11 protein-coding genes, 1 tRNA gene and 1 riboswitch are annotated in these 17,271 nt (G+C 37.0%); of the genes, 7 read left to right on the top strand and 5 right to left on the bottom strand.

What is annotated here, in order from left to right; translation table 11 throughout:
• Positions 1–157 precede the first annotated feature (157 nt).
• The 3 genes from FC27_RS06880 to FC27_RS06870 form a co-directional block, all read right to left on the bottom strand.
• Positions 158–2,899, bottom strand: coding sequence for a hypothetical protein (locus tag FC27_RS06880; protein ID WP_010623431.1), 2,742 nt, complete (start codon positions 2,897–2,899; stop codon positions 158–160).
• Between the two features lie 446 nt (positions 2,900–3,345).
• Positions 3,346–4,671, bottom strand: coding sequence for a sensor histidine kinase (locus FC27_RS06875; protein ID WP_010623432.1), 1,326 nt, complete (start codon positions 4,669–4,671; stop codon positions 3,346–3,348).
• Positions 4,649–5,347, bottom strand: coding sequence for a response regulator transcription factor (locus tag FC27_RS06870; RefSeq protein ID WP_010623433.1), 699 nt, complete (start codon positions 5,345–5,347; stop codon positions 4,649–4,651). Before FC27_RS06870 ends, FC27_RS06875 begins: the two co-directional genes overlap by 23 nt.
• 277 nt (positions 5,348–5,624) lie before the next feature.
• Between FC27_RS06870 and FC27_RS06865 the strand changes: the two genes are divergently transcribed.
• Genes FC27_RS06865 through FC27_RS06860 form a run of 3 tightly spaced genes read left to right on the top strand, consistent with a single transcriptional unit; the run spans position 5,625 to position 9,047 of the window.
• Positions 5,625–7,721, top strand: a complete 2,097-nt coding sequence (locus FC27_RS06865; protein WP_010623434.1) for an ArnT family glycosyltransferase — start codon at positions 5,625–5,627, stop codon at positions 7,719–7,721.
• Position 7,722: 1 nt separating this feature from the next.
• On the top strand, positions 7,723–8,037 hold the full coding sequence (locus FC27_RS12235) for a hypothetical protein (RefSeq protein WP_010623435.1): 315 nt from the start codon (positions 7,723–7,725) through the stop codon (positions 8,035–8,037).
• Between the two features lie 41 nt (positions 8,038–8,078).
• Positions 8,079–9,047 carry a glycosyltransferase family 2 protein gene (locus tag FC27_RS06860; RefSeq protein WP_010623436.1) on the top strand — a complete coding sequence of 323 codons (969 nt, stop codon included), beginning with the start codon at positions 8,079–8,081 and terminating at the stop codon, positions 9,045–9,047.
• 417 nt (positions 9,048–9,464) lie between these two features.
• On the opposite strand, the gene FC27_RS06855 is transcribed toward FC27_RS06860, so the two are convergent.
• Positions 9,465–10,439, bottom strand: a complete 975-nt coding sequence (locus FC27_RS06855) for a GMP reductase (protein ID WP_010623437.1) — start codon at positions 10,437–10,439, stop codon at positions 9,465–9,467.
• A gap of 298 nt (positions 10,440–10,737) precedes the next feature.
• On the opposite strand from FC27_RS06855, the gene glnA reads away from it, so the two are divergent.
• Positions 10,738–12,066, top strand: coding sequence for a type I glutamate--ammonia ligase (glnA, locus tag FC27_RS06850; RefSeq protein ID WP_010623438.1), 1,329 nt, complete (start codon positions 10,738–10,740; stop codon positions 12,064–12,066).
• 118 nt (positions 12,067–12,184) lie between these two features.
• Here the strand turns inward: glnA and FC27_RS06845 are convergent, their stop codons facing one another.
• A complete protein-coding gene (locus tag FC27_RS06845) occupies positions 12,185–12,682 on the bottom strand; it encodes a hypothetical protein (protein ID WP_010623439.1) in 498 nt (165 codons plus the stop codon).
• Positions 12,683–12,850: 168 nt separating this feature from the next.
• On the opposite strand from FC27_RS06845, the gene FC27_RS06840 reads away from it, so the two are divergent.
• From FC27_RS06840 to FC27_RS06830, 3 genes are all read left to right on the top strand, one after another.
• Positions 12,851–12,921, top strand: a tRNA-Gly gene (locus FC27_RS06840).
• Between the two features lie 237 nt (positions 12,922–13,158).
• Positions 13,159–13,224, top strand: a riboswitch (Fluoride riboswitch).
• Between the two features lie 67 nt (positions 13,225–13,291).
• A complete protein-coding gene (gene eno / locus FC27_RS06835; RefSeq protein WP_010623440.1) occupies positions 13,292–14,575 on the top strand; it encodes a phosphopyruvate hydratase in 1,284 nt (427 codons plus the stop codon).
• Positions 14,576–14,584: 9 nt separating this feature from the next.
• A complete protein-coding gene (locus tag FC27_RS06830; RefSeq protein ID WP_010623441.1) occupies positions 14,585–16,858 on the top strand; it encodes an HAD-IC family P-type ATPase in 2,274 nt (757 codons plus the stop codon).
• Positions 16,859–17,271: the final 413 nt, after the last annotated feature.

Raw genomic sequence — 17,271 nt, 5'->3', positions numbered from 1 at the left:
TATTACAAACTTGCATAATATCATTGATGAATAGGTTTCAGGCTTTAATTTAGATAGTAAAATGCTTTTGGAATTGGACATTTTTGGAAAATATATTTAATTAAAAACATAAAAAAAACATTACTTACGAAAAGTAATGTTTTTATGATAAAAATCACTAGATAGCATCTTTGACCGTCCAAACCCAAGTACTATTGAATGTCCCTTGGCGGACTCCATTTGGCATGGTGATGTTCATCTTTAAGCCTTTTTCAAATTCATGTGTTAGGTCGATGGAAGTTTGCCATTTACCAGCCTGTGGTTTGAGCTGTTCTTTGATTTTAAACGATGAATGACCGTTAATAGGCGTTTCTGAAACTTGATTGTTCCAAAAAACTTGGTTGTCGAGAGTTACTGATGGTGTCGGATTATTTTCATCAATACTATTATCGATCTGATTAAATCTTTGATTTTGAACAAAATTATTTGTCGTTAAATTAATATCTAGTCCTGGTGCATTTTCCGGACGATAATCTTTGAAGATAAGATTACCGGAAACTTTTGGCTTAGCAGTTACTTTTTGATTCGGTAGTAAATGGAAGGTACCAAAATCGATCGTATCAGGGACGATAATTTGATAATCTCCATGGACATGCTGGAAATAAAGGATATCTTTGGCATTTTCTGTTTTTGGATCATGATCGTCGATTTCAAAAGTAAGATGATGTATTTTCGTATCGTTGAGATCTTGAATTGAATAATTATCAAACTCCCAAGGCATCGTTTCTCCCTTGTCGTTTTTGGCATTTTTAAATAGATGTTTTTTACTTCCACAATCGTCTAATTCATAGGTGATGTCCACATACTCGTTGTCATTATCAGACCAGAAACCACTGATGTTCATAGCCTGGTTAGCTGGATGAAAAGGTGTGTTTTCTTGATGGATTGCAGGGGAAAGGATTTTTATTTGCGGTTCTTTAGTGGCATTTTTGGGGATCTCAATTACCAATGTTCTGATCGAAGAACTACGAGGTGGATCGTTTTTATCTGTCGCCAAAAAGCTGATCGTATGTTTACCTGGTCTTAGATTTTCGATTGGTATTTTAGAGCCCCACGCCTGTCTTTCAGCAACTTTTTGCTGAGATGGCGTTTGTGTCTTGTTAAATATCAAAGTCCCATGATTGATTATTTCAGATTTATCTTTGTTATTTTTAGCATCGATCAAGTACCGCATTGATATTTCTGATTCACCTAAATGGGCCCAGCCACCATCGACATTTATATTTTTTGAATCAGAATCGACGACATAAGGATTATTTGAAGTTCCTTTTTGATTTATCCCAATCATTGGGTTAGAGCTCATTGCTGCATACACAATTTCATAACTCATAGAAACTGATTCACCGTAAGCTAAAGGTTGACCTTCAGTGTGCATTGAAATTCCCGAGTCCCATCCAGAAGCCCCATTTTCACCGACGAATCGTTTTCCTAATGGGAGGGCAAGTTCTTTATCTCCATGATCATAGATGTTATACCATTCATCATTTTTTCCCGACATTTCAGATGAGTAATGTCGCCACGGAAAGTCAGTTTGAGTAGTGCTGAAAAAAGTTGAACTAGTGCCACGTGCTGACCAAGCATAGGGAGAATCTTCAAATTCATTTAAACGGAATCTGATACTACCATTCAGGTCTTTTCGTGATGCATAAACTCCGCGGTTTTGTCCCAGTGATCTTAAAACGGTATTTTTATCAAAATTATTGACGCTGTGATTTCTCATAAAAGTAATATCTCTAAAGGCATAACCTGTGAAATGTGGGATTCTAGTATTACCAATATTTTTAAAATTGATGTGAACATAGATCGATCCATCGGCTTGAAATCCCTGGGTGATCGAAATTTTTATTTTTTCGTATCGACCATTTGCTTGGTCAAAAGTTATCCGTTGTTGGGGAAGCTTAGTTACAGGATCATCCCTAGTATAAAATCTTTCGGAACCCTCATCTAACGCAATGCGGTGGTCACCTTTACCAGTTTTATTATCAACACCTAATAAATTGGGTTGAGACCAAGTACCACTAGGACTGACAAGATTATAAAGGTTGGTCGTGACATGATTTCTTTGAGAACCTAAAAAGTTAGTAATGACATGGCCACCACCAGTTAATAAACCGTCCCCAAAGGTATTAGTCAGCCATTCATTTTTATTGCCGTCAAAGGTTTTGGTTTGTTTATCAAAAACATTGCCACCTTTAGGGACAATGATTACTGCAGTGTTGGCTGCGGTGATATTATTTTTACGACCTTCACCTTTATTGATGGAGAGTTGTCCATCAGCTCCTGGAATCGAAACAAGGTCGCCAAATGATTCTGAAGAAGGTCGGTCACCAATTGATTCGTGAATATTAATATTCTCTAGTGCGTAATTTAAAGCACCAAAATAAATTACCGGAACTACCTGCCTACCATCAGTTAATTTTTGTGCCGGACCTGGAGAGATTTTTAATTTTCTTGAGGAGATCCACTGCGATTCTGGATCTGTTTCGTCGTCTGATATCGGATCACCACCAGTGTCGGTAAAGGTAGCACTTTTTGACAAATCAGATGAGTCGTAATTATTTTTAGATTCAGATGTTGGTTGATTTGTCGTACTGGATGATTGACTAGATTGACTTGTTTCAGGGGATGACGAAATAGCTGAATCAATAGTGTGATCTGCTGATTGATTGTCATTTAATACTTTTTTCGTAAGGATACTTGCTTTCGAATCAGTAAAAGTCAAATCTGTCTTATTTTGATTTAACGTTTCCAGCAAAAATTCGCCATTTCCTCTTGGATCAATATTGTTTTTTAAATTAATAAAAATTTTTTTATCATCTTCTTTAATACTAATATTCTTATCGCCAATTTTCTTTTTCAACTTTGTGATATCGATATTTTTGAATTGCGGAGAGTTAAGGACGATGACTGGATTATCAGATGGTAAAGTGTATTTGATTCTCAGTACGGAAGTATCTTTACGATTTTTTATTTCAACAATATCTAATTTTTTAGTAATGTTAAGATTCTCTTCTGCGTTAGAGGCTGATTTATTAGTAAAAAAATAAATAGACTTATTACACTGATTAAAATTGCTGTTAGTGAAATCAAAAGATGTGTTTTAGATTTCATAGTTTCTCCCAGAAATAAATATATTATTCGCAAATCTGTATCTTAGCATGTATTTATTAGGGAAAAGTCTGCAAAATCATAACGAATGATTGTCTAAAACGGCGCTTGATCTAACATTATTTTTATTTTTTAAACAAAATTAAGTATTTTAAAAGCATAGAAAAAGTCCAGATGATGTATTCATCTGGACTTTTTTTATGATTTCAATTGTTTATGTCTAACTGGTAACTCAACAGTAAAGATACTACCAGTAGGGTGGTTATCTTTGACAAAGATTTTACCATGGTGTATCCCGACAATTTGTTTAGCGATTGCCAAACCTAATCCGTTGCCACCAGTGGGTTTAGTTCTGGATTTATCAACTCGATAAAAGCGGCCAAAAATCTTTTGTTTGTCCGCATCAGATATTCCCACACCTGTATCAGAAACGGCAAAATAATATTTACCATTGTCCAGATAATCATAGATCTTGATAGTTCCACCCTCGGGAGTATATTTGGTGGCATTATCTAAAAGGATGATCAGTAATTGCTTGATCTTATCCTTATCAACACGCAAAGTAATTTTTTCATGGATATCGATTTCGAAATGTTTATTTTGCGATTCGATAATATCCTTGAATGGTTTGATAGGGTCCGGCAAAAAATGTTCTGGCTCCGTGAGTCGCATTGAAACTTTGGTAGTGGCTTGGTCAGCTCTAGCAAGTTCCAAAAGACTATTTGTCAGTGAATTCAAACGGTTGACTTCATCAAGTGAAACAGAAATGGATTCAGCTTCATCGATAATAGTTTTGTTGGGCTTAGTAAACATATATTCCAGTTTACCCTGAATAATTGCCAAAGGAGTCCTCAACTCATGAGCCGCATCATTCACAAATTCACTTTGTTTCTTCCAAGAAGTGATAATCGGCCGCATAGTCAGGCGAGTCAAGAAATACGATAGGATCAACGATATCAGCCAAAAGGTGACAAAGGAAATAATAACGATTCGTTCGAAATCTTGTAGTGATTGCATTTGATTATCAATATTTTGTACGACCATCACGTATTGTCCCGCATAAATCGGGCTATTGTTTGATTTTGAAACTTTAACTAATTCCGTCCGGAAACTCATATCTTTCACGACTAAAGTTTGTCGCTTATTAACGGTTGATTTTTTCAAAGGCAAATTTTTCAACAAATTATAACGATTTCCCAAGCTAGATTTGTTCAGTAATTTACCTTCAGGGCTGTAAATCAAAATTGAAGTTTGAAAAGGTGCCTTTGGTTGTGGTGTCTTGTTTGCCGCATCATGAAGGTCGTTTGGCCCATGAGGCTGATTTTTAGGAGAAAATTTTATTGAATTTACTTGGTCTTTGACACCTTTATCGATTCCATTGTAAGTGGAATTATAAAAAGAGTTGACCAAGATAAATCCCAAGGTGATGAAAAGGATGGCAAAGGTAGCCATGACTAAGAAGAATAACTGTAGTTGTTGTCGACGAATGATTTTTGTTAATTTAGTTTTTCGCTGTTTCTTCATTTTGGAAGATATACCCAACATTTCTGATTGTCTTGATTAGATAATCGTTTTTAGATGGTCGTAATTTTTTTCTTAAATTACTCATATAAACTTCGACAACGGTAATGGAAGTGTCTGAGTCAAATCCCCAGATTCTTTCAAAAATCTGATCTTTAGTCAAAATAGTATTTTTATTTTGGACCAGATAAACTAACAAGTCATATTCCTTACCATTCAAAGAAATCGGTTGATCTTCGATATTTACCTCATGATTATTTAAATTGATCTCAATATCATTGATCTTCAAAATTGAATCATCAGCTAAGGCACCGCTTCTTTTTAAAAGTGATTTGACCCGAACTAGTAATTCTTCCCGATGGAATGGCTTAGTCAAATAATCATCGGCTCCTAAATCAAAGCCTCGTAATTTATCGTCTAATTCAGCTTTGGCTGTCAAAATCAACACAGGGGTGTTGATTTTTTCAGTTCGGATATTTTTTAAGACGTCATAGCCGTTCATACCTGGAAGCATTAGGTCCAGGATAATCAGGTCATAAACACCTTCTTCAGCATCGAATTTACCTGAAAGGCCATCATTTTCGATATCGATTTTGGCAAAGTCAGATAAGAAAGACTCGATGTTGTTAGCCAAATCAACATCGTCTTCGACTACTAAGATTTTAATATTGTTATCCATAAAAGTTCCGCTCTCCTTTTTTCGATGTGTCTATTATAAATGATTGTTTTGAATGTTATTTCATTTTTTATCAAAAATCAAATCTTTTTAAATTGAGATAATTATTTAAGTTTGGTTTAAGTTGAGTCGATTATTCTGTATTCAGCGTTGAAAAAGGGAGTGAAACAAATGAAAAGACATTTAACAAAAACAATGCCAATTTACCTGTCCGTATTGTTGTATGCGGGGATTTGTTTCCTAATCAATATGGCCCTTTAAGATTGGAGAATAATAATAAATGGAATCAAAAGAACCGCGTAACACAAGGAGGCAACATGGCTTTATTGCCCGCTTGAGAACTGCTAAGTGGGATTATTGGTTAATCGCCATTTTGATTTTAGCGGCATTTTTATATGCCTGGAATATTTGGGAAGCTGGTGAAGCTAATAGTTTCTACACGGCTGCGGTAGAAAGTATGACCCAGAGTTTTAAAAATTTCTGGTATGCTAGCTTTGATCCTGCCGGATACATTACTGTTGATAAACCACCTGTTGCTTTATGGTTTATGGCTATATCAGCTAAAATTTTTGGAGTTCATGGTTGGAGTGTCGTTCTACCATCGATCCTTTTCGGGATTGCTTCGGTATATTTGATCTACAACATGATTGGTAAAAGATTCGGACGTATTCCTGCCCGGTTATCAGCTCTTATTATGACATTGACACCGATCGTTGTTGCAGATTCAAGAACCAACAACATGGATGCAACATTGATTTTCTTCTTGTTACTATCAATATTTTTTGTTCAAAAAGCTGTTTTCAAATCTAAACAATTTTATCTTTGGATCGGCTTTGCCATCATGGGGGTAGCATTTAACGTTAAAATGTTGCAAGCCTTCATGTTACTTCCAGCTCTTTACTTCTATTATTGGATCGCAACGAAGATCAATTGGAAGAAAAAATTATTACATCTAGGTATTGCTACGATATTTTTAGCAGTATTCACATTGATCTGGCCATTATCAGTTGATATGACTAATGCCAATGATCGTCCTTATGAGGGTGGTTCTGAAACTAATTCGGCTTTGGAATTAGCTTTTGGTTACAATGGTGCTCAAAGATTATTAGGTCAATCGACTGGTACTGGTGGTGCTTTCCCAGGAATGGGCAATAGTAAAAAAGGTGGCTCAAAAGAAGGCATGACCCCACCGACTGGCTCAAAGAAGGGTTCTAAAGAAGGCAATCCTCCCGCAAAACCAAGTGGTTCAAAAGGTAAGACTGGTCAACCAGGCGGTCAAGGCAGTCAAGGAGGACCTGGCCAAGGTGGTCAAGGCGGACCCGGACAGAGTAGTAAAAAAGGTAACAAGCAAATGGCTGGTGGAGGCGGTGGTGCCTTCAATATTGGTACCGCTGGTCCATTAAGACTCTTCCAGCAAGAATTAGGACCACAGATCAGTTGGTTATTGATCGTGGCGATCCTTGGATTCTTTTCAAGTTTCTTCTATTATAGAGGCTCGAAGATGAAACACTGGTGGTCTTTGAATCCACAAAGAAAAGAATTATGGCTTTGGGCAGCTTGGTTAGTACCCGTATTTGGATTTTTCTCAGTTGCCAGTTTCTTCCATCCTTATTACATGATTATGTTGGCACCTGCTATTGCCACTCTAGGTGGAGTAGGACTTTATACAATGATCAAGCAATGGCTTCACAAGTCAGGCTGGTCGTTGATGCTACCAACAGCTATTTTAAGTACCAGTTTATTACAGGCTTGGTATGTTTGTGATAATTATTCAACTTTAGCTTGGATCTTAGCTGGATTAGGCATCTTGGTTTCAATCGTGCTCTACATCTTGCCTTGGATCTCGAAGAAAGCAAAACGTGCTTATACTTGGCCAATCATTGGATCTATTTTGATCATGATTGCTCCAACATGGTGGTCTCTCACACCGACGATTGCTGGTTCTAGTGACGGTATTCCAAGTGCTGGACCATCATTGCTTCAATCCGCCGGTATGGGCGGCGGTGGAGGTGGCATGGGCAATTCCCAAGTCAACTCTGAACTATTGAAATATGTTGAAAAACATCAAGGAAATGCCAAATATTTATTTGCTACTGATGATTCAAGTACCGCTTCACCATACATTATCAAGACAGGTAAAGCTGTTATGGCAATGGGTGGATTTAATGGTACTGAACCAGCGATTACTTTGGCTCAATTTAAGAAGTTAGTTAAATCCGGTCAAGTTAAGTATTACTACTCTGGTGGTAAGACTGGTAGTGGTAATTCTGAAATTGTTAGCTGGATCAAAAAGCACGCAAAGAAGATTACTTTGAAGAGTAGTTCTTCAACTACAAATTCTGGCATCCCAACCTCGGCTACAACTGAGAAATCTTAAAGTGCAGCAAATAGTCAACAACCTGGTGGTCAAGGTGCTCCTGGCCAAGGTGGTAATGGTACACCTAGCGGTGCTCCAAGTGGTAATCAAGCCCCAAGTGGCAGCAAAAAGCCTTCTGGAAGTAAACCATCTAAAAAGCCATCTGGAAAGAAACCAGCTGGTATCAAAGCTGGAAGTAAACCATCTGGTACTAAAGCTCCAGGCTCATCATCGAAGAAATCAGGTCAAACTGGTACACCTGGTGGTGGCGGTATGGGTGGTCCTGGTCAATCGGGAACACTTTATGACCTTTCGAGCATTTACAAATAATGATTAGGTAAAAACTTAGACTGAATAATTGAGAAAGGAAGTCTAATAATGACAGAAACAATTTCAGTTGTTTTGCCGGTTTTCAATGAAGAAGCTGGTATTAAGACGACCATTGATACACTTGAAAAATTTGTATCAAAACAACCAGAACACTATGAATTGATTTTCGTCGACGATGGTTCAAAAGATCGGTCAGTCGAAATTATCAATGCAGAAGTTAAACTACATGATAATATCAAAATCGTTGAATTTTCACGTAACTTTGGACATCAAATAGCTATTACCGCTGGATTGCAGTACACCTCAGGTGACGCAGTCGTCGTAATGGACGCTGACCTTCAAGATCCACCTGAAGTGATCCCCAGAATGATTGAAAAATGGCATCAAGGATATGACATCGTATACGGCAAAAGAGAAAAGCGTGATGGCGAAACAATTTTTAAAAAATTCACAGCTGCAATGTTTTATCGGACATTTCAAAAGTTGGCAACAATCAATATGCCGTTGGATACTGGCGATTTTCGTTTGATGAATCGTAAGGTGGTCAATCAGATGCAACGTCTTCATGAACATGATCCATTTGTCCGTGGACAGGTCACCTGGATCGGTTTCAAGCAAACGAGTGTTGAGTATCACCGTCATGAAAGGATTGCTGGTGAAACGAAGTATCCTTTATCTAAAATGATCAAATTATCATTGGATGGTATTACGTCATTTTCAATGAAGCCATTGCAACTAGTCAATCTTTTTTCAGGATTGCCATTGCTCGGCGGTCTGATTTATCTGATTTACTTGATTGCTACTGGCGGATTTACAGCGATGACGACTGGAATAACTTTACTTTTGTTTAGTCTTGGTTTGATCTTCTTGTCATTAGGCATTTTTGGAAGTTATTTAGGAAGGGTCTTGGATCAAGTCAATAACCGTCCGCGGTTCATTGTTAGGAATACTGTCGGTTTTGATGAAAGAGCTAGTAGTATTCACCATCTTGAAACGAGACAACAGGTTACACGCTAATAGTGCATCTATTCATGATCATTTTTAGTTTCTTTATCTTAATTGGTCTACTGCTTTTACCTAATGATAAAAAAGTTCCAAAACATTCAGAAAAACAGTCTTCACTAAAAAAAAGATTCATGTAAGGAGGTGAAGTTTGGTTCTCCCCTGAAATTTGTAAGAACCGTTGGAACATGGTAGGATATGTTTCTAATAAAAACCTCATAGAGATAGGAAAAAATAATAAAATAATGAGCGAATTTACTATTTAATTCTGCTAGATTATGTTACAGTAATGTTAAATTTGATAGGAGGGGTATTCAGTCTGCTAAGCTACGATTAGCGAACTTATACTTGTTTGTCAAATTGAACAATGAACTATCCCATTCATTAAAAAAGCTGACGATTACCCAGTCGTCAGCTTTTTTGTATTTAAATTTACATATCACCATTAAAAATTGAATTTCGTACGATCACATAATCAACACGACGCAGGGATGATAGATCATTTCCACCTGCATATGAGATCGATGATTGAAGATCTTCATGCATCTCACGTAAAGTATCAGCAATATTACCACGTGATTTGATCAACATCTTCTTACCCTCAACGTTCTTATAAACGCCTTTTTGGTATTGTGAAGCCGATCCAAAGTATTCCTTATATTTGACACCATCTTTGATGATAGTTTCGCCAGGTGACTCTTCATGTCCAGCTAGTAATGAACCAATCATGACCATGCTGGCACCGAAACGAATCGATTTTGCAATATCACCATCATTTCTGATTCCACCATCGGCAATGATAGGCTTTTTAGCAGCTTTTCCACACAGCCTGATAGCGGCCAGTTGCCAACCACCAGTACCGAAACCAGTTTTTATTTTGGTGATACAAGCACGTCCAGGTCCGATACCTACTTTAGTGGCATCAGCACCAGCATTTTCCAGTTCACGAACGCCTTCAGGTGTACCAACATTCCCAGCAATCAAAAATGCTTTAGGGAGTTGTTTTTTAACATATTTGATCATCCTGATGACACGATCGCTGTGTCCATGAGCAACGTCAATGGTGATGTACTCAGGGACTAGATTCCTTGCTTTTAATTGATCAATGAAATCAAACTCTTCATCTTTGATGCCTAAACTGATCGAAGAAAATAGCTTGGCTTGTTGCATCTTTTCCACGAAGGCCATTCGAGCCTCTGGTTGGAAACGATGCATAATATAGAAATAACCGTTTTTAGCTAGGTATTCAGCTAAGTTTTCATCGATAACGGTCTGCATATTAGCAGGTACGACCGGTATTTTAAATTCTCGGGGTCCAAATTTAATTGTTGTGTCACAATCAGAACGACTGTCAACAATACATTTATTCGGAACCAATTGGATATCCTCGTAATCAAATACTTCCATATTTATTCATTCACTCCAAAATGCGAACTATTATTTTGATAATTGCACATTTAGTTCGCATGTATAATTTACATGTTAATTCTGCTTTCGTCAATCGAAATAGCTAAATATTTTTTTCTAAAATTATATAAAATTAGGATGTATTCCGTGTTAAATTAGAAATGGTTCAAATATTATAATATTAATTTGACAGTTAAATGTTACATTGGTATTATCGTTTTATTGTTAAAAATTATTATTGGAGTAACGATTTTTGGCGACAAAACAATATTGGTATATACAAAAAAGGAGCGGTATGATGCACAAGTATTCTGCAGAAGATATTAAAGAAATGGCAACTGAAGAAAACGTTGAATTCATCTGTTTAATGTTCACTGACATTAATGGTATGATCAAAAACGTTGAAGTCCCAGTTTCACAAATCGATAAGGTTCTTGCTAACAAGATCACTTTTGATGGTTCATCAATCGATGGATTTACTCGGATTGAAGAGAGTGACATGTTGTTGCATCCAGATTTAAGTACATGGTTGATCTTCCCATGGGGATCAGAGCATGGAAAAGTAGCTCGTCTAATTTGTGATATTTATGAAACAGACGGTACACCATTTAAAGGTGACCCTCGTTACAATTTGAATCGGATCATTAAGAAAATGCAAGGAATGGGCTATTCTAATTTCAACATTGGTCCAGAGCCAGAATTTTTCTTATTCAATACCGATGAAAAGGGACGTCCAACATTACAATTAAATGATGATGGTAGTTACTTTGATTTTTCACCTGTTGATCTAGGTGAAAATTGTCGTCGTGATATTGTTATGATTCTTGAAAAGATGGGCTTTGAAATCGAAGCCAGTCACCACGAAGTTGCTCCTGGTCAGCAAGAAATTGACTTCAAATATGAAGATGCTTTATCAGCTGCTGATAGTATTCAAACATTTAAACTAGTAGTAAAAACAGTTGCAAAGCGCCATGGACTATATGCAACCTTTATGCCAAAGCCATTGCAAGGTATCAACGGTTCAGGAATGCACATCAATATGTCACTATTCAAAGGTGACGACAATGTCTTTGATGACACAGATGACATGCTTTCAGAAACTGCTAAGCAATTCTTGAGTGGTCTAATGACACACGCCCGTGCTTTGACTGCTGTAAATAATCCAACAGTCAACTCATACAAACGTCTAGTACCTGGTTATGAAGCACCAACATACATTGCTTGGTCAAGTAAGAACAGATCACCATTGATCCGTGTACCAGCTGCCAAAGGTAAGTCAAAACGTCTAGAAATGAGAAGTGTTGATCCAACAACAAACCCATACTTAGCAATTGCAGCTATCTTGGATGCTGGTCTTGATGGACTCGCAAGTGATTATAAATTGATGCCAGAAGTTAAAGAAAATATTTATGCAATGACAGACGAACGTAGAGAGGAACTTGGAATTACTGATTTACCTTCAACATTGCATAACTCATTAAAGGCTTTAAGAAAAGATAAGTATGTTCAAGAGTCATTGGGTAAGCAATTGACAAACAGCTTGTTTACAGCTAAGAATGCTGAATGGGATAAGTATTGTCAAACTGTTTCACAATGGGAAAGAGATACTTACATGTTCCAATATTAATTTTGTATAATATCAATTAAGATGAACCGGCCAGGCAAAAATTGCCTGGTCGTTTTTTTGTCAAAAAAATAAGGCATCGACTTATGTCGATACCTTATTGAATTAGGTCAAAAGCAAATTATTTTTGATTTTGAGCTTGTTTTTGAACATGTTTGATAGCACTCTTTTGGCTACCATTGTACAATTTCCATTCTTGCTTGTTTTCAGTTGATTGGATTGTGGTCTTTCCAACCTTCTTAAAGTTGTAGTGGAATTCTGGTTTGGACATGATATTCATACCCTTAGAAATCTTGAACTTCTTAGGATTGTCTTTATTGATCGACAACTTAGGAGCTGGTTTCTTCATGTAGTAAGAAATATTTGATTTCGTACCGTCTTTACTTACTTGGTTATGGATAATTGGCTTATTTCCCCCAACGAAAAACGAGATATATTGGTCTTTGTTGTCCTTACTTACACCAACGTAAGTTTTGCCTTTGATCTCTGATTTAGTGATCTTTTTGGCAGAATGCGTTTCAGCTTGTTCAGTTTTAGTATTGTTAGAACAAGCGGTAGTAATTGATGCAGTCCCCATTAGCGTAATTAAAGCTAACAAAGCAACTATAGTTTTTTTCATTTCTTTTACTCCTCAATGAAGATATTCGATAGCCTTGCTATCATTAACTTTGATTTTAGGTTACCGGGATAAAAAAATCAATTTATATTCAAATTTGAACCAATACTTTAATTTTATTTATCATTTTAGGTGAATTTAATGTATAATGAGTAATTGTGAAATGATTTTGCGAACTTAGTTTAATGGTAAAATACCAGCTTCCCAAGCTAGTGTCGCGGGTTCGATTCCCGTAGTTCGCTTAAAAGTTAATTAATGATTTTAGAAAAGAAACCTATTTTTAATAAAATGGTTTCTTTTTTTGTATCTAATTTGACTAAAATGGATGGATTAATATTGATTAATAGTTCAAAAATTAACTGACATATCAATGCCAGATTACCGATTAATTTTATATTTTATTTCAAATATATTCATCATTTATAAACTTATATTACAAATATCGGATACACATTTTTTGAACTTAGCGGTACCATGAATTTGTAATCGGCGATGACGTTCGCCAAAAATATTACTTGATTGTAATTGATGACGTCTACTTTGAAGGACCTACTCGGTGGGTGTCGTTTGGAGTAGGCGTCATTTTTTTATGACCAAGAAGGGAGAGCAATTATGGCAGTAAAAATTGAAAGTGTTAAGGCACGAGAGGTTTTTGATTCCCGTGGTAATCCTACAGTTGAAGCTGATGTTATTTTAGACAACGGTATTGTAGGACGTGCAAGTGTTCCTTCTGGTAAATCTACTGGTGATAATGAGGCGGTTGAACTTCGCGATGGCGGAGATCGTCTTGATGGTAAGGGCGTTTTAAAAGCTGTAAAAAATGTAAATACTTTGATCAATGAAAAATTACATGGAGCAGATCCATTTAACCAAGCTGAGATCGATCAAATGATGATTGATCTTGATGGCACACCAAATAAAGCTAAGTTAGGTGCAAATGCTATTTTAGGTGTTTCGATGGCCAATGTACGTGCAGCTGCAAACTGTGAAAAGATTCCAGTTTACCGCTATTTAGGTGGTGTTGATCTTGAGCTACCACAGACGTTCCATAATGTTATCAATGGTGGCGAGCACGCCGACAACGGCATCGATATGCAAGAATTCTTGATCACACCTATCAAACGTACCAGCTTCCGTGACGGCTTTGAAAAGATCGTCAATGTTTATCATCAATTGAAGAAAAATCTTGAAAAAGAAGGTTTTCAAACTGGTTTAGGTGACGAAGGTGGATTTGCTCCGGATCTTCCATCTAGTGCTGCTGCAGTTGATGAATTGAACAAGGCCATCAAAGATGCGGGCTATGAACCTGGTGCAGAGATTGGAATTGCATTTGATGCTGCTGCTTCAAGTTTTGCTCAAGATGATGGCTCATATTTGTTTGAAGGTAAGAAATGCTCACCAGACGAAATGGCAACTTACTATGAAGGATTGCTCGACAAGTACCCAGCTATTGTTTCAGTTGAAGATCCATTTGGTGAAAATGATTGGGATAATTTTGCTAAATTTACTGAAAAGAATGGCAAGAGAGTTCAAATCATCACTGACGATAACGTATGTACAAATCCTGAATTGTTCAGAAAAGCTATCAAGAAGGGTATGGCAAATAGTTTCTTGATCAAATTGAATCAAATTGGTACAGTTACTGAAACTATCGAAGCTATCCGTGTAGCCCGCAAGAATGGCTATACAGCTATGATGTCTCACCGTTCAGGTGAAACAGAAGACAGCTTCTTGGCTGACTTTACGGTTGGACTACATGCTTCACAATTGAAGTCAGGTGCTCCAGCTCGTGGTGAGCGTCTCGCTAAATACAATCAACTTCTAAGAATTGAAGAAGAATTAGGTGAGAACACTGAATTCATGGCTCATTTCCCAAATGATGTTGATTTTGACTAGGAGATAATCATGCATGAAGAAATCGAACACTTAGGACTGACAAATGCGAAAGTTATCAGTCAGAGAGCCAAGTTTGGTTATAACGAAATTCCCAAACTTCAGCGAACCTTTCTTCAGTTGACAATCAAAAGGCTGTGGGGGCCGATCCCTTGGATAATTGAATTAGCTTTGATCATTGAGCTACTGTTAGGCAATTTCATCCAGGTAGTCTTCATCTTCGCACTTTTGCTTTTTTCAGCACTCGATGGCGCCATTCAAGAGTCCAAAACAGCCCGCTCCTTGAAATTTTTAGATGATCAACTGACCATTTCCACAAATACCAAGCGGGATGGTCAATGGCAGATGATTTCTGCCAGAAATTTAGTTCCAGATGACTTGTTGCATTTGACAGTTGGTTCAGTTATTCCAGCTGATTGCCGAATAGTCACCGGTGCGCTCACTGTTAATCAAGCTATTATCACAGGTGAGTCCCAAGCGGTCGTCAAGCAAAAAGATGACGACATTTATACTAATTCGACCGTAGTTGAAGGAAATGCTTATGGTGTAGTAACCAAAACAGGTACGCACAGCAGTTATGGACAAACTACGAATCTGATTCGTCAGAACGAAACTCCAGGACAACTCCAAAATATTTTGTTTAAAGTAGTTAAGTATCTAGCTTATTTGGATATTGTCTTAGCGTTGATTTTGGTCGTTGCAGCTTTGATAAATCATGAACGAATATTATCATTGTTGCCATTCATCGTAATTTTATTCGTAGCTACGATTCCGGTGTCCATGCCATCAAGCTTTGATGTCGCCAATTCTGTTGAAGCTAAAAGATTGGCTAACAAACATATCTTAGTTAGTGGGTTATCAGGTATCCAAGAGGCCGCTAGTATGGACGTTCTCTTAGTTGATAAAACCGGTACGCTGACTGAAAATAAGCCGATCTTGACCAAAATCATTCCAATTGAAAATTTAACCGAAAGGCAGTTACTGCAATATGCTTTATGTGTTAGTGACGTAAGCGGTGGTAATGCTTTAGATTTAGCGATTGGTGCCAAGAGCAAAACAGAAAAAATCAAGGCCTTGCCGATCAGTGATTTTGATCCCTTTGATCCGGCTTTGAAAAGTTCTAAAGCGATTTTAAAAACTAATCAAGTATTGGTCAAAGGATCACCCAAGGCTTTGTTAGATGTACATTCATCGTGTTATCAAAAGTTCATTGAATTAACTGAAACAGGACTACAAGTATTGGTAGTCAAGCTGGATGGACAAGTGATCGGGTTGTTAGCTTTTAAAGATCAACTAAAAACCGATAGCGTTAAGTTTATTCAGGAAATTAAAAAAGCTGGAGTTACGCCGTTAATGATTACTGGTGATACTATTCCAACTGCCAGCGCTGTTGCCCAAGGCGTTGGATTGACTGGAAAGGTCACTAGTTTTGAACAAGCAAAGGCTGATCCATTATCGTATGCAGGGGTAGCTAGTGTTTATCCAAAAGAAAAATTAGCAATGGTCGAATTACTTCAGCAACAAGGCCATACCGTTGGGATGACCGGTGATGGCGTCAATGATGCACCAGCATTGAAAAAAGCTAATGTAGGTATCGCAATCAATACCGCGACAGACATTGCCAAAACGGCTGCAAGAATCATTTTGACGCATTCATCGTTATTGGGAATCCTGATGGTGATCGATTCAGGACATCGAGTTTATCAACGAATGATGACCTGGGTGATCACTAAATTGGCACGGACAGCACAGTTATCGTTATTGTTGACATTTGGTTACTTATCAGCCCGGTTTTTCCCAGTTTCTTTGAGTTTGATAGTTTTGATCGTTATCTTAAATGATTGCGTGACGTTGACATTAGGAACAGACAACGTCAAAGTTATACGTCGACCGGAAACTTGGAATATATTGAAACTAACGAAATTGTCATCAATTTTGACAGTGAGTTGGCTAATTCTCGGCTTTGGGATGTTTGCCTTTTTAATGACGATGTCGAATTTGAATCATGGTCAGATCAGTACTATTCTTTTCTGTTACTTGATATATTCAGCGATGGGAACGATTTTATTAAGTCGAACAAGAGATCAAATGTGGTCCTTAGCACCCAGTAAAATCGTTTCTTACGTTGTGCTAGCAAATGTCGTGGTTGCAACCCTGATCGGTTCTTTTGGATTTGTGACTGATCCAGTGCCTGTCAGTTATTTAGGCTTGACTTTAGTTTTATGCCTAGTATTCACTTTGCTAAACGATTATCTAAAAAGAATGTTTTATCAGAGCTCTAAATAAATTTAAAAAAGTTGCCATAAGTTAGGAAAAAATCTTAATTTGTGACAACTTTTTATTTTATTTGAAAATGATTAAGTATCTGTGAAAATATTTTTGGTAATCTAGTTATTTTTGATTTAATTCCCATTATATAGATAATGTAATTGCTTTCATTCAGAATTATGTTTACAATATATTTGTTAAGTGATTTCAGGTTGAAGGAGTGAAAATTCATGTTTAAATTACAAACAAAGTTAGGTTCATTTATCGGCTCATTTGGCGGCGACGTTTTGGGCTGTGCCTTTAATTTCTATGACAAAATGACTGCTAAAAAGTAGGATTCAGTGGCCATTGATCATTTTCATTAGTTTCTTTAACAAATTGAATCGAATCGCAAATTCATAACGTGTGAGTTTGGCTCTAAGTCAAATCGT

It is taken from the genome of Companilactobacillus versmoldensis DSM 14857 = KCTC 3814 (assembly GCF_001434295.1).
Taxonomy (GTDB): Bacteria; Bacillota; Bacilli; order Lactobacillales; family Lactobacillaceae; genus Companilactobacillus; species Companilactobacillus versmoldensis.
This window is presented reverse-complemented; position numbering and strand designations above follow the sequence as displayed.